This is a genomic window from Mycobacterium sp. M26, assembly GCF_001494595.1.
Taxonomy (GTDB): Bacteria; Actinomycetota; Actinomycetes; order Mycobacteriales; family Mycobacteriaceae; genus Mycobacterium.
In genome coordinates this window covers 49,884-69,742 of the sequence record NZ_LN929907.1, presented here as the reverse complement: position 1 = coordinate 69,742, position 19,859 = coordinate 49,884, and the positions used below count along the sequence as shown (strand labels likewise).

20 protein-coding genes are annotated in these 19,859 nt (G+C 67.5%); 10 read left to right on the top strand and 10 right to left on the bottom strand.

All coding sequences use genetic code 11. The annotated features are described in order from the left end of the window. Nucleotides 1–31: 31 nt before the first annotated feature. Nucleotides 32–1,054 carry a hypothetical protein gene (locus BN3385_RS00420; protein WP_059014046.1) on the top strand — a complete coding sequence of 341 codons (1,023 nt, stop codon included), beginning with the start codon at nt 32–34 and terminating at the stop codon, nt 1,052–1,054. A gap of 9 nt (nt 1,055–1,063) precedes the next feature. Then, nucleotides 1,064–2,263, top strand: coding sequence for a glycosyl hydrolase family 28-related protein (locus BN3385_RS00415; RefSeq protein ID WP_059014044.1), 1,200 nt, complete (start codon nt 1,064–1,066; stop codon nt 2,261–2,263). A gap of 4 nt (nt 2,264–2,267) precedes the next feature. Here the strand turns inward: BN3385_RS00415 and BN3385_RS00410 are convergent, their stop codons facing one another. The 7 genes from BN3385_RS00410 to BN3385_RS00380 all read right to left on the bottom strand — a co-directional run bounded on the left by BN3385_RS00410 (nt 2,268) and on the right by BN3385_RS00380 (nt 9,705). Beyond that, the gene (locus BN3385_RS00410; RefSeq protein ID WP_059014041.1) at nt 2,268–2,942 is read right to left on the bottom strand and encodes a helix-turn-helix domain-containing protein; all 675 of its coding nucleotides are present in this window, start codon (nt 2,940–2,942) and stop codon (nt 2,268–2,270) included. Continuing rightward, nucleotides 2,917–4,104 carry an NAD(P)/FAD-dependent oxidoreductase gene (locus BN3385_RS00405; protein WP_059014039.1) on the bottom strand — a complete coding sequence of 396 codons (1,188 nt, stop codon included), beginning with the start codon at nt 4,102–4,104 and terminating at the stop codon, nt 2,917–2,919. The genes BN3385_RS00410 and BN3385_RS00405 overlap by 26 nt, the downstream gene beginning before the upstream one ends. Next, nucleotides 4,101–5,435 carry an FMN-binding glutamate synthase family protein gene (locus BN3385_RS00400; RefSeq protein ID WP_059014037.1) on the bottom strand — a complete coding sequence of 445 codons (1,335 nt, stop codon included), beginning with the start codon at nt 5,433–5,435 and terminating at the stop codon, nt 4,101–4,103. Before BN3385_RS00400 ends, BN3385_RS00405 begins: the two co-directional genes overlap by 4 nt. Continuing rightward, a complete protein-coding gene (locus tag BN3385_RS00395; protein ID WP_059014035.1) occupies nt 5,435–6,121 on the bottom strand; it encodes a GltB/FmdC/FwdC-like GXGXG domain-containing protein in 687 nt (228 codons plus the stop codon). Before BN3385_RS00395 ends, BN3385_RS00400 begins: the two co-directional genes overlap by 1 nt. Beyond that, nucleotides 6,109–7,005: a class II glutamine amidotransferase domain-containing protein gene (locus BN3385_RS00390; protein ID WP_059014033.1), complete on the bottom strand. Its 897-nt coding sequence runs from the start codon at nt 7,003–7,005 to the stop codon at nt 6,109–6,111. The genes BN3385_RS00395 and BN3385_RS00390 overlap by 13 nt, the downstream gene beginning before the upstream one ends. Nucleotides 7,006–7,033: 28 nt before the next feature. Beyond that, complete coding sequence (gene glnT / locus BN3385_RS00385) at nt 7,034–8,350, bottom strand: type III glutamate--ammonia ligase (RefSeq protein ID WP_059014031.1); 1,317 nt, start codon at nt 8,348–8,350, stop codon at nt 7,034–7,036. A gap of 95 nt (nt 8,351–8,445) precedes the next feature. Then, the gene (locus tag BN3385_RS00380) at nt 8,446–9,705 is read right to left on the bottom strand and encodes an ammonium transporter (protein WP_059014028.1); all 1,260 of its coding nucleotides are present in this window, start codon (nt 9,703–9,705) and stop codon (nt 8,446–8,448) included. 140 nt (nt 9,706–9,845) lie between these two features. Between BN3385_RS00380 and BN3385_RS00375 the strand changes: the two genes are divergently transcribed. Next, nucleotides 9,846–10,286: a 6TM ABC transporter family protein gene (locus BN3385_RS00375; protein ID WP_059014026.1), complete on the top strand. Its 441-nt coding sequence runs from the start codon at nt 9,846–9,848 to the stop codon at nt 10,284–10,286. Here the strand turns inward: BN3385_RS00375 and BN3385_RS00370 are convergent. Next, nucleotides 10,269–10,862 (bottom strand): nitroreductase family protein, encoded by a 594-nt coding sequence (locus BN3385_RS00370; RefSeq protein ID WP_059014024.1) that lies wholly within the window; start codon nt 10,860–10,862, stop codon nt 10,269–10,271. The two genes, BN3385_RS00375 and BN3385_RS00370, sit on opposite strands and share 18 nt — an antisense overlap. Nucleotides 10,863–10,955: 93 nt before the next feature. Here BN3385_RS00370 and BN3385_RS00365 point away from each other — a divergent pair, with 93 nt between their 5' ends. From BN3385_RS00365 to BN3385_RS00355, 3 genes are read left to right on the top strand one after another with little or no spacing between them, the layout of a single operon-like run. After that, nucleotides 10,956–12,221 (top strand): aspartate kinase, encoded by a 1,266-nt coding sequence (locus BN3385_RS00365; protein ID WP_059014022.1) that lies wholly within the window; start codon nt 10,956–10,958, stop codon nt 12,219–12,221. Between the two features lie 2 nt (nt 12,222–12,223). Next, nucleotides 12,224–13,258: an aspartate-semialdehyde dehydrogenase gene (locus tag BN3385_RS00360; protein WP_059014020.1), complete on the top strand. Its 1,035-nt coding sequence runs from the start codon at nt 12,224–12,226 to the stop codon at nt 13,256–13,258. Between the two features lie 29 nt (nt 13,259–13,287). Then, nucleotides 13,288–14,412, top strand: coding sequence for a DUF4185 domain-containing protein (locus tag BN3385_RS00355; RefSeq protein ID WP_502688028.1), 1,125 nt, complete (start codon nt 13,288–13,290; stop codon nt 14,410–14,412). A gap of 207 nt (nt 14,413–14,619) precedes the next feature. Here BN3385_RS00355 and BN3385_RS00350 read toward each other — a convergent pair whose 3' ends face one another. Then, nucleotides 14,620–14,841, bottom strand: a complete 222-nt coding sequence (locus BN3385_RS00350) for a hypothetical protein (protein ID WP_059014018.1) — start codon at nt 14,839–14,841, stop codon at nt 14,620–14,622. A gap of 814 nt (nt 14,842–15,655) precedes the next feature. Between BN3385_RS00350 and BN3385_RS00345 the strand changes: the two genes are divergently transcribed. Continuing rightward, the gene (locus tag BN3385_RS00345) at nt 15,656–16,447 is read left to right on the top strand and encodes a sulfite exporter TauE/SafE family protein (RefSeq protein ID WP_059014016.1); all 792 of its coding nucleotides are present in this window, start codon (nt 15,656–15,658) and stop codon (nt 16,445–16,447) included. A 3-nt stretch (nt 16,448–16,450) separates the two neighbouring features. On the opposite strand, the gene BN3385_RS00340 is transcribed toward BN3385_RS00345, so the two are convergent. Then, nucleotides 16,451–16,951, bottom strand: coding sequence for a hypothetical protein (locus tag BN3385_RS00340; protein WP_059014014.1), 501 nt, complete (start codon nt 16,949–16,951; stop codon nt 16,451–16,453). Nucleotides 16,952–17,212: 261 nt separating this feature from the next. On the opposite strand from BN3385_RS00340, the gene BN3385_RS00335 reads away from it, so the two are divergent. The 3 genes from BN3385_RS00335 (at nt 17,213) to BN3385_RS00325 (ending at nt 19,794) form a co-directional block, all read left to right on the top strand. Then, on the top strand, nt 17,213–17,578 hold the full coding sequence (locus tag BN3385_RS00335) for a hypothetical protein (protein ID WP_156432466.1): 366 nt from the start codon (nt 17,213–17,215) through the stop codon (nt 17,576–17,578). An 83-nt stretch (nt 17,579–17,661) separates the two neighbouring features. Further along, a complete protein-coding gene (locus tag BN3385_RS00330; RefSeq protein ID WP_059014012.1) occupies nt 17,662–19,113 on the top strand; it encodes a catalase in 1,452 nt (483 codons plus the stop codon). A 30-nt stretch (nt 19,114–19,143) separates the two neighbouring features. Next, complete coding sequence (locus tag BN3385_RS00325) at nt 19,144–19,794, top strand: sensor domain-containing protein (RefSeq protein WP_059016246.1); 651 nt, start codon at nt 19,144–19,146, stop codon at nt 19,792–19,794. Nucleotides 19,795–19,859: the final 65 nt, after the last annotated feature.

The following is a 19,859-nucleotide window of genomic DNA, read 5'->3' as shown; positions in this document are numbered from 1 at the left end:
ACCCGCTGCACAAGGACGTACTGTACTCCCGATGCGTCACCAGGCCAAAGCCCGGGCCTTGCTGCTGGTAGCACTTCTGCTGCTCAGCGGGTGTGGGGCGGCCGTCGACGGGGACCCCCGGCGCGGTCCGGACACCCCGGATCCGGCGGCGTTCTTCGCCGGTCCGGTACCCAGCTACGGCCGCCAGCTCAGCGCCGCCGACACCGCCAGGCTGGCCTACCTGCGGGCGCTGCGCCGCATCGACGTCTGCGGCCTGGTCAACCGCGACACCATCGGCGAGGTCGGCGAAATAGGCTGGTACGGAACACTGTTCGCCTTCGACGAGTGCGATGTCGACGTCAAGGTCGCCGGCCGGCCGGAGCATCAGTACCTCAGCGTGGCCGTCGCCATGGACCGGGCCAGCGGCCCGCCGGTGTTCAGCGCGGCCGGGCTGGACGTCCACGAGAGCAGCCCCGGCTCGTGTGAGTACCTGCTCCCCCTCGGGCTGGCGAAACTACCCGGAGCGCCGCCGCTGGGCGGCCCTGACCAGCCCGTCGTCGCGGTCAGCGTGATCGGCGGCGGGGACTGCCCGCTGGCCCGCCGGGCCGTCACCGCGGTGGCCGAGTGGCTGGGCACCCGGCCGCCACCGATCCGCGACGCCGTCGCCGCGTTTCCGGTCGCGCTGGCGCAGCGGGACCCCTGCGAGGTCCTGACCAGGCTCGACGGTGTGGTCCGCTGGGACGTCGACCGCGCCACCGCCTATCAGTGTGTGGTCGACGTGGCGCGGGGCCGGCAGCCGGTGTCGGTGCAGATCGGACTGGCCCCGAAGGTCGGCAACATGGTCATCGACGGCCGCGATCGGCGCGAGATCGACGGCACCCTTGTCTACCTGGACCGGGCGTTCTGCTCGGCGGCAGCGATCGTCGGCCCGCCGTTGCAGCGCCGGCTGGCCACCGGCGGATACGAGGACCCGCCCGACACTGTCATCGTGCCCACCGTCGTGGTCGACAGCGGCGGCGCGGACTGCGACACCGTCGCCCGCATCACGGCCACTGCCGCCGCGCTGTACCGCTAGCGTGAGCGCGTGATCGACGTCCGGTCCCATGGCGCCGCCGGAGACGGCCGCACCGACGACAGCGCGGCCCTCAACGCCGCCCTGCGCGCCGCCCACGACGGGGGCGGGGGCACGGTGTTCCTGCCGGCAGGCGTCTACTGCGTCTCGGCCCCGCTGGGAACACCCACCGGACTGGCCCGAGTCTGCCTGACCGGCGACGGCGAACGCGCCTCGACGATCATGGCCACCGCCGATATCGCGCCGATCGCCGGTGTGTGGTCGGAGTCGCGGATCGAGAACCTGGTGATCGACGCCGGCGGGCACGGCTCGCCGGGCGTGGTCGCCGAACTCGACAAGAGCTATCTGCGGCACTGCCGCATCCGCGGCTGGACCGACTTCGGGATCCGGCTCAACCCGACCACCGATGGGCTGCTGAACTGGATCGACGACAACTTCGTCGAACAGGGCCCGGGGTACGGGATCCACACCACCCACCATTTCTATGACTCGTGGATCGTCAACAACAACGTGGGCTCCACCGGGCCGAACCTGTCGGTGGAAAGCGGGCCGCTGCGCATCCTCGCCAACCACCTCAACGGAACCCCCACGCACAACATCGAATTGCGCGGCAACAAGAACCTGACCATCGTCGCCAACATCTGCGAGGGGTCGCGCCGCGAGGCGATCATCTACACCATGCCGGCCTGGCTGGACGCCGACGCCCCGCATGTGCAGATCGTCGCCAACAACATCACCAACGGCGGCAAGGGCGCCCCGGACACCTACCCGGCCATCGGCATCTACGCCCGCGACGCCACCCACCGGGTACGCGGATTCAACATCACCGGCAACCTGTTCGCCTGCGAGGACGAGGGGGCGGGCTGGTCGTATGCCGTCAGCGCCGAACACGTCGACGACCTGTCGATCTCCGGAAACCAATGGGGCGACCACGGATTCGCGGTATCCCCGGTGCGCGGCGCGGTGACCGCCGGGTCACGGGTGGTCGCCACCGTCTCCGGGCCGCTCACCTTGGATGCGGCACCCGGCATCGACTACGTCTACTTCCTGGCCGACGGCGCCCGGCCGAAGATGCCTGCCGCGCAGGACAATACGAATCGCTACACGCTGAAGAACGTCGGCACCCGGACGATGACGGTGGCTGGGCTGGTGATCGAACCCGGTGACGTGGTCGACCTGGTGTCCGACGGCTCGGGCTGGCAGCAGGTCTGAGCGCTCAGACCTGGGAGTCCGGAAACGCGATCACCGACAGGAACCGGATCGGCACCTCGATGAGGTCGACGGGCCCGTGTGCGCCTTCCCCGTCGATCTGCAGCGAGTCGCCCGGATGCAGTCGGTACACCGAGCGGCTGTGCGCGTACTCCATCACCCCCGAGAGCATGTAGATGAACTCGGTGCCGGGATGCTGGAACATCGGGTAGGTCTTGCTCTTCTCCGACAGCGTGACCAGCAGGCACTCCAGCCGCTTGTGCTCACCGCGCAGCGAGCCGAGCAGTTCGTACTCGTGGCCCTCGCGGGTGCCGTTGCGCACGATCCGCGCTCCGGTACCGGCTTTGACGAACGCCGCGGGTCGTTCGACGTCGGCACCGCGGAACAGGGTGGTCACCGGAACGTCGAATCCTTTGGCCAGCAGCGCCAGCGTCGACAGGCTCGGGGAGGTCTGGGCGTTCTCGATCTTCGACATCATCGCCTTCGAGATGCCGATCCGGGCGGCCATATCGGCGACCGAGACGCCGAGCTGCTGGCGCAGCTGGCGCACGTTGCGGGCGATCGCCGCCTCGAACTCCAACTCGGCGACCGGCTCGTCGGGCTCGCGGTCGCGCGCGGTGCCCGACTGGTTGCGCAGCAGATCTGTCACAACCGCACTATCGCATCTGTCCGGCACCGACATAGGGATACGGAGTGGTCAGCAGCGCACCCTCAGCGAAGCGGGAGAGCCGGAAGTCGGTCTCGGGAATCCGCGGATCGCTACTGTGCCCGTCGACCACCAGGTCGGCGACCAGCCGCCCGACCGCCGGGGCGATCTTGAAGCCGTGTCCGCTGAAACCCGCCGCTACGAACAAGCCTGTGCGGCCGGTGGCGGAGATGACGGGGTTCCAGTCCGGGGTGACGTCGTAGCAGCCGGCGTAGCTGGTGGTGATCGCCGGCTCGGGGAAGCCGGGGAACCGGGTGCCCACCTTGTCGACGGTGAGGTCGACGAAATCCTCGGTGGCCCTGTTCAGATAGTCGTCGGGATCGGCGGTGGCGACGTCGGAGAGGTCGCTGTTGCCGAACAGCACATCGCCGCCGACCTCGGGTCGCACGTACTGCAGGGACACCAGGTCGGAGAACACCGGCACCGGCCCGATGTCCACACCGGGGGAGATCATCACGATCTGTTCGCGGACCACCCGGATCGGCACGTCGACGCGGTAGGGGGCCAGGAAGGGCTGGGTCCACACCCCGGTCGCGACCACCACTGTGCCCGCGCTGATCCGGCTGCCGTCAGCCAACTGCACACCGGTGACGGCGTCACCGTCGGTCAGCAGCCCGGTGACCTGTGCGCCCTGCCGGATCCGCACACCGGCCGCGCGCGCGGCGACGGCGAAGGCCTGAGCGGTCTGGTAGGCGTCACCGTATCCGCCGCGGGATTCCCAGCCGAAGGCCGCGAACGGGGACAGGTCGGCGAACGGCCAGAGCCGGGCCACCTCGGCGGCGTCGATCTCCTCGGTCTGCACCCCGACAGCGCGCTGGGCGGCAAGGCTGTTGCGCAGGGAGTCGACATTCGGCTCGCCGACGCCCACGACGTAGCCGGTCTGCCGGAAGCCGATATCGCCGCCGAAGATCTCCTCGGCCTTCTCGAAGACCTCCAGGCCGTAGGCCGCCATGGCGGCCAGCGAGCTGACCCCGTAGTGGCAGCGGACGATGCCGCTGGACTTGCCGGTCATCCCGGATCCGACGGTATTGCGCTCCAGCACAACGACATCGGTGACACCGCGCTGGGACAGCGCCCATGCGGCCGCGCAGCCTTCGATACCGCCGCCGACGATGACAATGTCTGCCGTGTCGCTCACAGGCCCGTCCCGGGGATCCATGACGTTCCGGCCAGCGGCACCCGGGCCATCGCGGCGGCCTCGATGGTGACGGCGACCAGATCCTCGGGCTCCAGGTGGCGCAGGTGGGCCTTGCCGCACGCCCGGGCGATGGTCTGGGCCTCCATGGTCAGCACCCGCAGATAGTTCGCCAGCCGTCGGCCGCCCTCGATCGGATCGAGTCGCGCAGCCAGTTCGGGATCCTGGGTGCTGATCCCGGCCGGGTCGCGCCCGTCCTGGAAGTCGTCGTAGAAACCGGCTGCGCTGCCGAGCTTTTCGTACTCGGCGGCGTACTTGGGGCTGTTGTCACCCAGCGCGATCAGGGCAGCGGTGCCGATCGCCACCGCGTCGGCGCCCAGCGCCATCGCCTTGGCCACATCGGCCCCGGTGCGGATGCCACCGGAGATGATCAATTGCACTTTGCGATGGACGCCCAGTTCGGCCAGCGCCTGCACCGCCTGGGGCAGGGCGGCCAGCGTCGGGATGCCGACGTGCTCGATGAAGACGTCCTGGGTGGCGGCGGTGCCGCCCTGCATCCCGTCGACGACCACCACATCGGCGCCGGCGGCCACCGCGAGCTTCACGTCGTAGTAGGTGCGGGTGGCACCGACCTTGACGTAGATCGGCTTCTCCCAGTCGGTGAGCTCCCGCAACTCGTTGATCTTGATGGTCAGATCGTCCGGTCCGGTCCAGTCCGGGTGCCGACACGCTGAGCGCTGGTCGATCCCTTCGGGCAGGGTGCGCATGGCGGCCACCCGCTCGGAGATCTTCTGGCCCAACAGCATTCCGCCGCCACCGGGCTTGGCGCCCTGCCCGAGCACCACCTCGATGGCGTCGGCCTTGCGCAGGTCGTCGGGGTTCATCCCGTAGCGCGACGGAAGATACTGGTACACCAGGTACTTGGACTGGCCGCGTTCCTCCGGCGTCATCCCGCCGTCACCGGTGGTGGTCGAGGTCCCTACCTCGCTGGCCCCGCGGCCCAGCGCCTCCTTCGCCGGACCGGACAGTGCGCCGAAGGACATGCCGGCGATGGTGACCGGAATATCCAGGTGCAGTGGGTGTTTGGCGTGCCGGTCGCCCAGGATGACGTCGGTGTCGCACCGCTCCCGGTAGCCCTCCAGCGGATACCGCGACATCGACGCGCCGAGGAACAGCAGATCGTCGAAGTGCGGCAGCGGACGCTTGGCGCCCCAGCCGCGAATGTCGTAGATGCCGGTCTCGGCCGCCCGCTGGATAGCGGCGATGGTGGCCCGATCGAAGGTGGCGGACTCGCGCAGGCCGCGCTGGGTCCGCTCGTCGTAGGAAAAGGTCATCAGTACACCGCCGCGTTGTCGACGTGAAAGTGGTAGAGCTCGCGGGCCGAGCCGTAGCGGGTGTAGGCCGCGGTGTCGTCGTCGTCGAACCCTGCCGCTTTCAGCAGCCGGCCGAGCTCCTGGTGGTGCTCGTCGCGCATCTCCTTGGCAATGCAGTCCGCACCCAGTGACGCCACGTCGCCCCGAACGTACAGCCGCGCTTCATAAATGGAGTCACCGAGCGCCTCACCGGCATCCCCGCGGATCACCAGCCGCCCGGCCTGGGCCATGAATGCGCTCATGTGCCCGACGCTGCCGCCGACCACGATGTCCACCCCCTTCATCGAGATACCGCAACGTGCCGCGGCGTTGCCCTCGATCACCAGCAGACCGCCGTGCGCGGTGGCACCGGCCGACTGGGAGGCGTTGCCCTTGACCCACACGGTGCCGCTCATCATGTTCTCGGCGACGCCGGTGCCGGCGTTGCCGTTGATGATGACCTCGGCCTGCTGGTTCATCCCGGCGGCGTAGTAGCCGACATGCCCGTCGATGGTGACCCGCACCGGCGCGTCGAGTCCGACTGCGACGTTATGTGCCCCTGCGGGATTGGTGATGAGGAACTCTCCGGAGAGGCCGGGTGTGTGCAGATGGGCGTTGACCTCGCGCAGTCCCACCGTGGCGAGATCAAAGGAGGTCAGCGCGTCCATACGTACACCACCTCCGGCTCGGGTTCCCAGATGACGGCCTTCTCCACACCGGGCAGACCGGCCAGGGCGCGGTACTCGCTGCCCATCGCCACCCAGTCATCGGTCTCGGCGATCACGGCCGGCTTGCACGCGATCGCATCCCGCACCACGGCGAACGAATCGTGGTTGGACACCAGCAGCGTGTAGAAGCCGTCGAAGGTGGCGCACAGCTCCTTGAGCGCGGTTTCCACGTCGCGGCCGGCCGCCAGCTGGTCGGCGACGAAGCGCGCGCCGACCTCGGTGTCGTTCTCGCTGTCGAACACCACACCCCGGGCGATCAGGTCGCGACGGATCGTGGCGTGGTTGGCGAATGATCCGTTGTGCACCAGGCACTGCTCGGGTCCCACGGCGTAGGGGTGGGCGCCGGCGGGCACCACTGCAGATTCGGTGGCCATCCGGGTGTGGCCGACCCCCTGCCAGCCCTGCGCGGCGGCCAGGCCCCAGGCCTCGGTCAGCGCGCGGGGATGACCAACGCCCTTGAGCACGGCCAGGTCCCGGCCGAAGCCGGCGATCAGGGCACCCGGGAAGTCGGCGGCCACTGCGGCCCGCAAGGTCTCCGGTGCCACGTCGGCCGAGATCAGCAGCGTCTCGTCGACATGATGCGCCGAGACGGTGACACCGAGCGCGCTGCCCAGTGACCGGGTGATCTCCTCGGTGCCGGCCTCGATGTCGAGGACCGAGAGCGTGCTGAGCCCGGGCGGTGACCAGGTGGGGTCGCCGTATACGGCCACACCGGCCGAATCGCTTCCCCGGCCGGACATTTCGCACAGCATGCCGCTGAGCAGAGCACCGAGCCGGGGGTAGAGCTCGGGGTTGCGCAGGTGAAGACCCACGATCCCGCACATGGTGGTTCCTTTCTCGCGTCGGCGACGCTCAGAAGGCGGTCAGGTACTGATCGACCTCCCAGGCGGATACCGCGCTGTGGTAGGCGAAGAACTCGTCGCGCTTGATGTCGGCGAAGTAGCGGGCGACACCGTCACCGGCGGCGTCGAGCACCCCGGTGATCACCGGGTCGTTCTGCAGCTCGTCGACCGCATGTAACAGGGTGGGCGGCAGCGCGGTGCGCCCGGTGGTCCCGCCGAGGTCACCGGGGTCCAGGCTGCGCTTGATGCCGTCGATGCCGGCGCCCAGCGCGGCGGCGATGGCCAGGTAGGGGTTGGCCGATCCGTCACCGCCGCGCAGTTCGATGCGCTGGGCGTCCGGAACCCGGATGTAGTGGGTGCGGTCATTGCCGCCGTAGGTCGGCAGTTTCGGCGCCCAGGACGCCCCGGACGCGGTGGTCAGTGCTCCGGTTCGCTTGTAGGAGTTGACCGTTGGCCCCACCACCGCCTGCAGGGCGCAGGCGTGGTCGAGGATGCCGCCGATGAACGCGTACGCGGTGGGGGACAGGCCCAGTCCGCGGCTGTCCTCGTCGGCGGCCGCGGGGAACACCGGGGTGCCGCCGCTGGTGAGCGAGAGGTGCAGGTGCAGGCCGCTTCCGGTGCGGTCGGCGAACGGCTTGGGCATGAAGGTGGCCACCATGCCGCGCTCGGCGGCGATCATCGACAACAGGTAGCGCAGCGTCACGACGCGGTCGGCGGTGGTCAGCGCGTCGGCGTACTCGAAGTTCTGCTCGAACTGGCCGTTGCCGTCCTCGTGATCGTTGGCGTAGTTGGACCAGCCCAGGGTGTTCATGGCCGTGGAGATCGCGGTCAGGTGGTCGTACATGCGCGTGACCCCACGCGCGTCGTAGCAGGGCTGGGCCGCGGTGTCGGCCACGTCGGCGGTGGCCAGCGTGCCGTCGGCGCCGCGGGTCAGCAGGAAGTACTCCACTTCCGCACCGACCCAGGGCTCGAAGCCGGCGTCGGCCGCGCGCTGGATCAATGACTTGAGGATGACCCGCGGCGCGTACGGCCACGGCCGTCCTTCGACGTGCGGGTCGCAGTGCACGATGGCCAGTCCCTCTTTGATGAACGGGATCGGCGTGAACGACTCCGGGTCCGGGATCGCCATCATGTCCGGATCCTTGGGCTCCTGGCCCATGGCTCCGACGGCATATCCGGCGAAGCCGACACCGTCGGTGGCCAGCAGGTCGACCGCTTCGACCGGCACCAGTTTGGCGCAGGGCTTTCCGCGCAGGTCGACGAACAGCGCGAGGATGAACTTGGTTGCCGACGCCTCGGCCAGCTCGGCAAGGGTGGTGGGGGACATGTTCTCCGACAGCTTCTTTCGTACCGACTGGGAAGGGGACGAAGGGACGGGCCGGACGCGCTGGGTGAAGGGTGCGCGCCCGGCCCGGGTCCTCATCAGGCGTATTCGAGCTCGTACGCCGCGTCGCGGTGGAACTTGACGTCGATACCGCTCTCCTCTTCTTCGGGGGAGATCCGGATGCCCATCGTCTTCTTGATCGCGAAGGCGATGATGTAGGCCACGACGAACGAGTACGCCATCACCGCACCGGCGGCGATCGCCTGCTTCCAGAGCTGGTCGGCACCGCCGCCGTAGAACAGGCCGTTGGTGGCGTTGGGCATCGACTCACTGGCCAGGAAGCCGATGAGCAGGGTGCCGATCACACCACCGACGAGGTGCACGCCGACCACGTCGAGCGAATCGTCATAGCCGAAGCGGGATTTCAGGCCGACCGCGAACGGGCAGATGGCACCGGCGATGAGGCCGAGGATGATCGAGCCCACCGGGGTGACCGCACCACAGGCCGGGGTGATGGCCACCAGGCCGGTGACCGCACCGGATGCCGCACCGACACCGGTGACGTGTCCATCCTTCAGCTTTTCCACCAGCAGCCAGGCCAGCGTCGCCGCGCAGGTGGCGGTGAACGTGGTGACCATGACGATGGACGCGGAGGTGCCCGCACTCAGGGCCGAACCGCCGTTGAAGGCATACCAGCCGGCCCACAGCAGGCCCGCGCCGAGCAGCGTCAGCGGAACGTTGTGCGGCTTGCGGAAGGTGCCGAACGCCTTTGACTTGCCCAGCACAATGGCCACGGCCAGCGCTGCCGCACCGGCGTTGATATGCACCGCGGTACCACCGGCGAAGTCAATAGCCTTGAGCTTGTTGGCAATCCAGCCACCGACCGAGCCCTCGGTGACCACACCGTCGAACGCGAAGACCCAGTGCGCGACGGGGAAGTACACCAGCACCGCCCACAGCGTGGCGAACGTCATCCAGGCGCTGAACTTCATCCGGTCGGCCGCCGCGCCGGAGATCAGTGCGACGGTGATGGCGGCGAACAGGGCCTGGAACAGTGCGAAGAGACTGACCGGCAGTCCGTTGATGGTGGTCATCGGCTCGGTGAGGTTCTTCATCCCGGCGAACTCGGTGATCGACCCCAGCAGACCGAGGTCGCCGTAGGACGTGCCGAATGTCATCGAGAAGCCGAACAGCACCCACAGCACTCCGACGACGGCCACGGCGCCGAACGTCATCATCATCATGTTGGTGGAGCTCTTCACCGAGACCATGCCGCCGTAGAACAGCGCGAGGCCCGGGATCATCATCGTCAGCCCGATGATGCAACACAGCATGAATGCTGTGGTCCCTGTATCCATCTGAATCTCCTGCCGGACTTTCTTGAGTGGGCGGCCCGCGACAAGGGCCGTTCACTAGCAGTGAACGATGTTTCTGTTACGTAGACTGTGATGCGGTGTTGCCGCCGAGTTACGGATCGCGCCGTCGCTACGCTTCGGTCATGCGCCGTCCGCCCCGCTGGACCCTCACCGTCATCGTGCTCGTGATCGCGGCCGGTTATGCCATCTGGTCGTACTTCGACCGGCCGCCGGAGAAGTGCAAGCCGGTGATCGACATGCTCAGCTACAACAAGAGCCAGTCCCAGCTCATCGAGTCCAAGGGCGGCACCGGCACGCCGACGGCCGCCGAGGACCTGATGTACCAGCAGTGGGCCGACGGCCTGGCCGAGCGAGCCCAGAAGGTCAACGACCCCGAGCTGGCTGCTCAGGCCATTCAGCTGGCGCAGCTGGCCAACGAGTTCGTCGGCGATCTGCCCAAGGTGCGCGCCGAGAAGGACAACCGGGCTCCTGGTGCGCCGGCGCCGGTGATCGTCTACCAGATGGCGGCGTTATCCGATCAGATCACCGCGGTGACCAAGCAGCTGTCAGACGCCTGTTCCTGACCAGTTGAGCACCACGTCCTCTAGGGCCAGCCGTTCCCGTGGCCGGGCGTCGCGCTCCAGGATCTCCGGGGGCAGCTGCCGGTAGTCGCCGAGGATGCCGACGGCGACCATGATCAGCGGCTGCACCCCGGCAGGCAGGTTCAGCACGCTGGGGGCGGCCTCGACGTCGAAGCCGGCCATCGGATGGGCGATCAGCCCGCGGGCCACCGCCTCGATCGCCAGGTTGGCCGCCGCGGCCCCCGCATCGACCGCCGCGTACAGGGCGGTGCGGTCGTCCTCGCCCTCGTCGGCGCACAGCAGAATGAGCGCGGCGGCCGCCTTCGCATAGCTGTTACCCCGCCTGAGCAGCCCGGACAGCGTCTCGAACATGGGATCGTCCCGCCGACCCACCACGAACCGCACCGGCTGGCGATTACCCCAGGTGGCAGCCCAGCGGGCCGCCTCCAGCAGGGCGATCAGCTGCTCGTCGGAGATCTCGGCGGCGGGATCGAAGGCCCGCGGGCTCCACCGGTCGGCGATCGGCGGATGCAGCGGCACCCGGGTCTCAGCGCGCCGGTCGGACGGTTGGTCGGCCACGGCTGGGACGTTACCGCCGATCTCGGCGGAAAAAGCATGTGCGTATACCCCTTATCCTTATGGGCAACCCCACACATCCAGGAAGGGCAGACAGTGGCGCTCGTCGTGCAGAAGTACGGCGGATCCTCGGTGGCCGACGCCGAGCGGATTCGCCGGGTGGCCGAGCGCATCGTCGAGACGAAGAAGCAGGGTAACGACGTCGTCGTGGTGGTTTCCGCCATGGGCGACACCACCGACGAACTGCTCGACCTGGCCCGCCAGGTCTGCCCGGCACCGCCGCCGCGTGAGCTCGACATGCTGCTGACCTCCGGTGAGCGGATCTCCAACGCCCTGGTCGCGATGGCCATCGAGTCCCTCGGTGCGCACGCCCGCTCCTTCACCGGATCGCAGGCCGGCGTCATCACCACCGGTACCCACGGCAACGCCAAGATCATCGACGTCACCCCCGGCCGGTTGCGCGCCGCGCTCGACGAGGGGCAGATCGTTCTGGTCGCCGGATTCCAGGGTGTCAGCCAGGACAGCAAGGACGTCACCACGCTGGGCCGCGGCGGATCGGACACCACCGCGGTGGCACTGGCCGCAGCGCTGCACGCCGACGTCTGCGAGATCTACACCGACGTCGACGGCATCTTCACCGCCGACCCGCGCATCGTGCCCAACGCCCGCCGGCTCGACAACGTCAGTTTCGAGGAAATGCTGGAGATGGCGGCGTGCGGCGCGAAGGTGCTCATGCTGCGCTGCGTGGAATACGCCCGCCGTTACAACGTTCCGATTCACGTCCGGTCGTCGTACTCCGACAAGCCCGGCACGATCGTCACCGGATCTATCGAGGACATCCCCATGGAAGACGCCATCCTGACCGGAGTTGCTCACGATCGCAGTGAGGCCAAGGTCACCGTCGTCGGTCTGCCCGACGTACCCGGTTACGCCGCCAAGGTGTTCCGGGCCGTCGCCGACGCCGACATCAACATCGACATGGTGCTGCAGAACATCTCCAAGGTCGAGGACGGCAAGACCGACATCACCTTCACCTGCTCGCGGGACATGGGCCCGGCCGCGGTGGAGAAGCTCGCCTCGCTGCAGAGCGAAATCGGTTTCACCCAGGTGCTCTACGACGACCACATCGGCAAGGTGTCGCTGGTCGGTGCGGGCATGCGCAGCCATCCCGGCGTCACCGCCACCTTCTGCGAGGCGCTGGCCGAGGTGGGCGTGAACATCGAGCTGATCTCCACCTCCGAGATCCGAATCTCGGTGCTGGTCAAGGATTCCGAGCTGGACAAGGCCGTCGCCGCCCTGCACGAGGCATTCGGCCTCGGCGGTGAAGAAGAGGCCGTGGTCTACGGCGGGACGGGGCGCTAGTCATGGTCAACATCGGAGTGGTCGGCGCGACCGGGCAGGTCGGCCAGGTCATGCGCACCCTGCTCGAGGAGCGCGACTTCCCGGTCACCAGCGTGCGGTTCTTCGCCTCGTCGCGCTCGGCCGGCAAGAAGCTGCCGTTCCGCGGTCAGGAGATCGAGGTCGAGGATTCCGAAACCGCCGACCCGAGTGGCCTTGATATCGCGCTGTTTTCGGCCGGTGCGACGATGTCGCGGGTGCAGGCGCCGCGGTTCGCCGCCGCCGGGGTGGTCGTGATCGACAACTCGTCGGCGTGGCGTAAGGATCCCGAGGTTCCGCTGGTTGTCTCGGAGGTCAACTTCGAGCGCGACGCAGGTAATCGGCCTAAAGGCATTATCGCCAACCCGAACTGCACCACGATGGCCGCGATGCCGGTGCTCAAGGTGCTGCACGACGAGGCCCAGCTGGTCCGGCTGATCGCCTCGACCTATCAGGCGGTGTCGGGCAGCGGCCTGGCCGGGGTCGAGGAGCTGGCCACCCAGGCGCGCGCGGTGATCGACGGTGTTGAGGAGCTGGTGCACGACGGGTCCGCCCTGGACTACCCGGCGCCCAACAAGTACGTCGCCCCGATCGCGTTCAACGTGGTGCCGCTGGCCGGCTCCCTGGTCGACGACGGCTCGGGTGAGACCGACGAGGACCAGAAGCTGCGCAACGAGAGCCGCAAGATCCTCGGCATCCCTGACCTGGCCGTCAGCGGCACCTGCGTGCGGGTGCCGGTGTTCACCGGGCACTCGCTGTCGATCAATGCCGAGTTCGCCCAACCGATCTCGCCGGAGCGGGCTACCGAGCTGCTGGCCGATGCGCCGGGCGTGACCCTGGTCGACGTGCCGACCCCGCTGGCTGCCGCCGGTGTGGACGACACCCTGGTGGGCCGTATCCGCCGGGACCCGGGCGTGCCCGACGGGCGCGGTCTGGCGCTGTTCCTGTCCGGGGACAACCTGCGTAAGGGTGCGGCGCTCAACACCATTCAGATCGCCGAACTGCTGGCCGCACAGCTTTGACCCCGTCACGCCGAAACGGGAGTTTGGGCGTGAAACTGAGAGTGGCATGCGCCATTTCGTCGATCTCGGTGCTGGCGTTCGCGCCAGTGGCACTGGCTGACCCGCCGAGTCCGGCGCCGGATCCCATCCTCGCGCCGCTGGCGCCGGGGCAGGTGGTGCTGATCGGCCCGACCGCCGGAACCGGAACCCCGACCCGCGACTACGGCATCGGCGCGACCGATTTGTGCGAGTTCATGGAGTTCCCCACCGAGCTGCTGCAGATCTGCGGTGACAGTTTCGCCGGGCAGGGGGTGGGTTTCGGCGGTTGGTTCTCACCCGTCGCGCTGCGCGTCGCAGGCGATTCGGTCGACGATCCGGCCGGGATCCGCTACACCGGCGTCACCGGAGTCGACAAGCCGCTGCTGGCCGACCCCACCCCGCCGGGTGCCTCACAGCTGCCGGCCGGCGTGGTCTCGATCAACCGGCAGAACTACCTGCTGGTGACCACCACCAAGAACCTGGTGCCGCAAAGCTCCCGCATTGTCAAAGCCCAAGCCGGACAAGGCGGTTGGCAGACCGTACCGGGATCGGTGCGGCCGGCCGGCCACGCTGACGGCAAACAAACCCAGATCAGCGGCTACTACGACCCGATTCCCACGCCGGACTCCCAGACCGGCTGGGTCTACATCGTCGCCAACAACTTCGACCGATCCGGACCGGCGGTGCTCTATCGCGTTGCGCCACAACAGTTCACCGACCGCAGCCGCTGGCAGGGCTGGTCGGCGGTGGCCGGGTGGAACAAGCCCCCGACCCCGCTGTGGCCCGACCGGGTGGGCGAGCTGAGCATCCGCCAGATCGACGGCAAGACCGTGCTGTCCTACTTCAACGCCACCACCGGCAATATGGAAGTGCGGGTGGCCTACGACCCCACCGGGCTGGGAACCGCCCCGGTGACGACGGTGGTGCTGGCTGGGCAGTGGCCGCAGCCCGCCGACGCGCTGCCCGCGCCGGACGACAACCGGCTGGCCCAGCCCTACGGCGGCTATATCTCGCCGGGGTCGACCCTCGACGAGGTGCGGGTGTTCGTCAGTCAGTGGAACACCGCGCCCCGCGACCGCGCGCCGTACCGGGTCCTGCAGTTCGCGGTGAACCCGTTCAAGCCCTGGGAAAACTGACCTCAGATTCGAGCCGGAATCCTCGGAGGTTCAAGAACGAGCGGATGTCGATATGTGATTTGCCGGATCATAAGTTCGGAACGAGACTACGAGGCTAATCAGCACCTTCAGCCCTTGTCGATTGCCCACCATTGCCTAGGTCGAGAATTGTTCGTCGGATGGACGAACGCTCGCAACCGGTATCGATCGTTCGTAACGGGAACGGTGCTAGATCGTGGGGTCGTCGGGGACCTTCAAGTGAGTCCAGGCATCCGGTGAAATGATCCGGAATCCTCCGCCGACCTTCTCCTGAAGGATCAATGCGCCTCCGGAAGTTACCTTCATTCGATAGACGCCGGGTCGGTCGAATCCCACTAGACCTCTCGGTATCTGATCGTCCTTCCAGAAAATGAAGAAGTCCTCGTACCAGTCAGTCGCATCAATCGCCATGTCGTTAGTGTCCCGATTTTGCGCTTGAGGATGATGCGATTCAGAGTTTCAGACGCGTATCGACCGCGGTATTGCGGCGCTGACTCACTTCATTTGTCTACCGCGAGGCGCCTCACCTTTTGCCGCCGAAAGGCCGTTCGCGGATGAAAGCATGTCGCGTCCCGGTGAGAAGATCGTCCTTAAGGCGCTAGGGACTCAGATCCAGGCTCACATCTTCCGCCCCAGCGTTGGCATCCAAAGTCAGCGGAAGCGATTGTTATCGTCAAAGTTATGGACTTGCAGCAACAGGCTGCTCAGCAATTGGTTGACGCTCTGACGTCTCGCCACGTGAGTAGCGGACAGTCCTCGAGTGCACTTGGCTACACCGTATGGACCACCGATAACCCGGGCGTGCGAGTGCGTTTCGGGTATGACCACCTTCGTGGTCTCCTGGTTGAACTTTTGTCCGATGACGCTGGGGCCCAACGTCTCGACTATCCTTTGCCTACCCGAGAGTCGGCTGAGGGTCTAGCCAACTTCTTGTTGGCGAAGATCTCTGAGCGTGGCGGGTGACCCAGAACCCACTGACTTGCGACAATCTCCCACACGGCGCCTGCCGCAGGGGCGGGCTGATGTTAGAGCCGGGCAGACCGCCGGAACATACGTCCTAGAATTCGTTCCAGCGGTGTCCATTCAACGGAGAAATCCATCGCGCACCGTACCGGGTCCTGCAGTTCGCGGTGAACCCGTTCAAGCCCTGGGAAAACTGACCTTCCACGGCAATTCGGCCTGCCGCGTTTACCCCTGTGTTAATTAAGGGCATGACGCTGCCCGGATGGTGCTTCCGGTGATCGAGGCGGTGATCCTCATCCTCGCCGGTGTGGCTGCGGCGTTCCTCAATACGGCCGCCTCCAGCGGGTCAGCGGTGACGATCCCCGTGATGATCATGATCGGTGTCGAACCGGTGATCGCCAACGCCTCCAACCGGCTTCCGATCGTGATCGGCTGCGCCACGGCGATCTGGGCGTTCCACCGCGCCGGGCACCTGCCGTGGCGGGACGCTTCGCGATTCGCCATCCCGGCGGCGCTTGGCGCTCTGATCGGCGCCTCGCTGGCGTCGGTGTTCGATGACGTCCGCACCACGAACCTCGTCATCGTCGCGGTGGTGGTGGCACTGCTGCTGCTGTTCGCCAATCCGGCGAAATGGTTGGCAGCCGACCGCACGGATCGTCCGCCGAACCGCGGCCCGCTGGTCTTGGGGCTGATCGGATTGGTCGGGCTGTGGGCGGGGCTGATTGCCGTCGACTCGGGCACCTACGCCCTGGCGGCGCTGGTCCTGGTCGGGCGCTTTCCGATCCGCGAAGCCAACGCCATCAAAGTGACCGCACTCGGAGTGGCGGCACTAGTATCGCTCGCGGTGTTCTCCGGTAAAGGTGAAATCGACTGGCGGGTAGCCGGATTCCTTGCTCTGGGCTCCGTGGTCGGGGCATTCCTCGGTGCCCGGCTCGCACTCGGACCGCACGCGGCCACATGGGTGTTCCGGCTGCTGGTCCTCGTGCTCACCCTCGAGGTGGCCCACCTGGTGCTGGGCGTGGTCGCGCCTGAGCTTCTGAGCCCGGTGCGCTGAGGTTCAGCGGCTGTCGCGCTTGGCCTGCCGTCGGGCGCCGGTCGCGATCGAACCCGCCTCGCGCTTCTTGCGGCCCGGCGACTTTCGCGTCTGGTCCACCCGGGCGCGGCCCAGCGTCGCGACCTTGCCCTTGCCCTTGGCCGGCGGCTTCGGGGCGGTGCTGTCCTGCCGGGCCCGGGCCAGTCGTTCGGCCTTGAGCTCGCGGGCGCTGCGCTGGGCGGCGATGCCCAGCTGCTTGCTCACCCGGCCGAGCGCGCCTTCGAAGATCTCGGCCTTGGCGCCGTTGCGTTCGTTCGCCGAGCGCGCCGAGCCGCGGGCACCCTTTGCCGACACCTTGGCTGCGCCGGTGCGACGGTACAGCCCGACATATTTGTTGCGGGCGCGACGAATCCGCCGGTGCAGCTCCAGCAGGGCGTCCTCGTCGAGGTCGGCCAGCGCGGCTGGTTCCGTTTCGCGGATCAACAGAAACTCGGACTCGGTCAACGAGTTCAGCAGCTTGCTCATCTTTGCTTCATAGCGCGTCGGCGACGATTGCGTGCGAAAACGGCAGTGCGAAGCGTGATCTGCATTCACATCCTTTTCAAAGCCCCTTCCTAAGGCACGCTAGGCAGGTGGCTCGGATGATCGAGGTATGACCGATACACCAGAGCGGGTCGAGGAACCCGTTACCGGACCCGTCGCCACCCTGCCCCCGCCGCCTCCGCCGCCCCCGGACCCGTCCCCCCCCTGCCCCCCCCGCCTCCGCCGCCCGCCTACGTGGCGCCGGTGCCCGAGCGCCCCAACCGGCTTTATCAGGTGGCCGCCTGGGTGGCCATTGTCGCGGGCGTCATCTTCATCGTCGGCGCGGTGTTCTTCACCGGCTTCGCGCTCGGCCGCCACAGCGGCAACGACGGCGGCTGGCGCCACCACTACTCCGAGATGCGGGACCGCGGTGACCGTCCGATGATGCCGATGATGCCGGGCGGTCCTGGCGGTTTCGGCCCGGGTGGACCCGGTGGCCCTGGTGCCTTCGGACCCGGTGGCCCTGGCGGCTTCGGACCCGGTGGCCCCGGCCAGGGACCGGGATTCGGTCCGATGATGCCGGGCAGCGGTGGGCCCGGTGCTACCGCGACGCCGACACCTCGCCCCTGACCTGATACCGACGAGAGCCCAGTGCCCCCGCGCTGGGCTCTCGTCGTTGTCTGGGGGCCGGCCGAAGTGGGTACACCCCGGTGATGACCGAGAAGTATGCGACCACCGATGCCGGCGCCCCGGCTCCCAGCTTGGAGCATTCCCTGACCGTCGGCCCGGACGGACCGATCCTGCTGCAGGATCACTATCTGATCGAGCAGATGGCCAACTTCAACCGGGAACGCATCCCGGAGCGTCAGCCGCACGCCAAAGGTGGCGGCGCCTTCGGCACGTTCGAGGTGACCCACGACGTCAGCGCCTTCACCCGGGCCGCGTTCCTGCAGCCCGGCATCACGACCGATATGGTGGCCCGGTTCTCCACGGTCGCCGGTGAGCGGGGCAGCCCAGATACCTGGCGTGACCCGCGCGGATTCGCGCTGAAGTTCTACACCTCCGAAGGCAACTTCGACATGGTCGGCAACAACACCCCGGTGTTCTTCATCCGCGATCCTATGAAGTTCCAGAACTTCATCCGCTCGCAGAAACGCCTGCAGTCGAGCAACCTTCGCGACCACCACATGCAGTGGGACTTCTGGACGCTGTCACCGGAGTCCGCGCACCAGGTCACCTGGCTGATGGGGGACCGCGGTATCCCGAAGACGTGGCGGCATATGAACGGCTACTCCAGCCACACCTACAGCTGGCTGAATGCTGCCGGTGAGCTGTTCTGGGTGAAGTACCACTTCAAGAGCGACCAGGGCATCGCGTTCCTCACCCAGGAGGAAGGTGACGAGATGGCCGGCACTGACGGTGACGCCCATCAGCGCGACCTGTTCGACTCGATCGACGGCGGGGACTTCCCGAGCTGGACCCTGCACGTCCAGATCATGCCGTTCGAGGACGCGAAGACCTACCGGTTCAACCCGTTCGATCTGACCAAGGTGTGGCCGCACAGCGACTACCCGCTCCACGAGGTCGGCCGGATGACGTTGAACCGCAACGTCACCGACTACCACGCGGAGATCGAGCAGGCCGCCTTCGAGCCGAACAACATCGTGCCGGGCACCGGGCTCAGCCCCGACAAGATGCTGTTGGCCCGCGGGTTCTCCTACAGCGATGCGCACCGGCACCGACTTGGCGTGAACTACAAGCAGATTCCCGTCAACACCCCGAAGGTGGAGGTGCACAGTTACTCCAAGGACGGGGCGATGCGCATCCGCAATGTCACCGACCCGGTGTATGCGCCGAATTCGATGGGCGGGCCGCAGGCTGATCCGGCGCGCGCCGCCGAAGTGCACTGGGTGTCCGACGGCGACATGGTGCGCACCGCCTACGCCCTGCGCGAGGATGACGACGACTGGGGCCAGGCCGGCACGCTGGTGCGGGAGGTCCTCGACGACGAGGCCCGGGAACGGCTGGCGCACAACATCATCGGCCATGTCTCCAAGGGTGTGAAAGAGCCGGTGCTCTCGCGGGTGTTCGAATACTGGCGCAACGTCGACCCCGACCTCGGCAAGGCCGTCGAAGAGGGTGTGCGGGCAAACCTGGAGGGGTAACGCGCGCCGTCGGCTGGCATGATCGATCACATGCGTGTGAAGGTCAGCGGCTGCGCCGCCGCGGCGGCCGCGCTGGCCGGTCTGGTCCTGGCGATACCGGCGGCTGCGCGTCCATCGGATCCGGGTGTGGTGTCCTACGCCGTCCTCGGCAAGGGTTCGGTGGGCAACATCGTCGGCGCCCCGATGACCTGGGAGTCGGTGTTCACCGACCCGTTCCAGGCGTACTGGGTGGATCTGCCGGTCTGCAATAACTGGGCCGACATCGGCCTGCCCGAGGTGTTCTACGACCCCGACCTCGCCTCCTTCAACGGAGCCGTGACGCAGACGTCGGCCACCGATCAGGGCCACCTGGTCAAGCAGGCGATCGGGGTGTTCGCCACCACCGACGCGGCCGCCCGCGCCTACCACCGAGTGGTCGACCGCACGGTGGGCTGCTCGGGTCAGACCACGGCCATGCACCTCGAGGACGGCACCACCGAGGTGTGGACGTTCAACGGGGCGGCGCCCAGCGCCACCGACGCGGTGTGGGTCAAACAGGAAGCCGAGAATGACCGGCGCTGCTTCACCCAGACCCGACTCCGGGAGAACGTCCTGCTACAGGCCAAGGTCTGCCAGTCCGGTAACGGCGGCCCCGCGGTGAACGTGCTGGCCGGTGCGATGCAGAACACCCTGGGTCAGTAGCGGTAACGATCCGCCACTTTGGGTACACGTCACAAACGTGTCGCTCGATCAGCGGGGAGTTTTGT

Excerpts from the sequence above, each read along its gene's own strand:
- BN3385_RS00420 (WP_059014046.1), top strand. The coding sequence starts at position 32 with ATGCGTCACCAGGCCAAAGCCCGGGCCTTGCTGCTGGTAGCACTTCTG.
- BN3385_RS00410 (WP_059014041.1), bottom strand. The coding sequence starts at position 2,942 with ATGTCGGTGCCGGACAGATGCGATAGTGCGGTTGTGACAGATCTGCTG.
- BN3385_RS00400 (WP_059014037.1), bottom strand. The coding sequence starts at position 5,435 with ATGACCTTTTCCTACGACGAGCGGACCCAGCGCGGCCTGCGCGAGTCC.
- BN3385_RS00395 (WP_059014035.1), bottom strand. The coding sequence starts at position 6,121 with ATGGACGCGCTGACCTCCTTTGATCTCGCCACGGTGGGACTGCGCGAG.
- BN3385_RS00390 (WP_059014033.1), bottom strand. The coding sequence starts at position 7,005 with ATGTGCGGGATCGTGGGTCTTCACCTGCGCAACCCCGAGCTCTACCCC.
- glnT (WP_059014031.1), bottom strand. The coding sequence starts at position 8,350 with ATGTCCCCCACCACCCTTGCCGAGCTGGCCGAGGCGTCGGCAACCAAG.
- BN3385_RS00380 (WP_059014028.1), bottom strand. The coding sequence starts at position 9,705 with ATGGATACAGGGACCACAGCATTCATGCTGTGTTGCATCATCGGGCTG.
- BN3385_RS00375 (WP_059014026.1), top strand. The coding sequence starts at position 9,846 with ATGCGCCGTCCGCCCCGCTGGACCCTCACCGTCATCGTGCTCGTGATC.
- BN3385_RS00360 (WP_059014020.1), top strand. The coding sequence starts at position 12,224 with ATGGTCAACATCGGAGTGGTCGGCGCGACCGGGCAGGTCGGCCAGGTC.
- BN3385_RS00350 (WP_059014018.1), bottom strand. The coding sequence starts at position 14,841 with ATGGCGATTGATGCGACTGACTGGTACGAGGACTTCTTCATTTTCTGG.
- BN3385_RS00345 (WP_059014016.1), top strand. The coding sequence starts at position 15,656 with ATGGTGCTTCCGGTGATCGAGGCGGTGATCCTCATCCTCGCCGGTGTG.
- BN3385_RS00340 (WP_059014014.1), bottom strand. The coding sequence starts at position 16,951 with ATGAGCAAGCTGCTGAACTCGTTGACCGAGTCCGAGTTTCTGTTGATC.
- BN3385_RS00330 (WP_059014012.1), top strand. The coding sequence starts at position 17,662 with ATGACCGAGAAGTATGCGACCACCGATGCCGGCGCCCCGGCTCCCAGC.
- BN3385_RS00325 (WP_059016246.1), top strand. The coding sequence starts at position 19,144 with ATGCGTGTGAAGGTCAGCGGCTGCGCCGCCGCGGCGGCCGCGCTGGCC.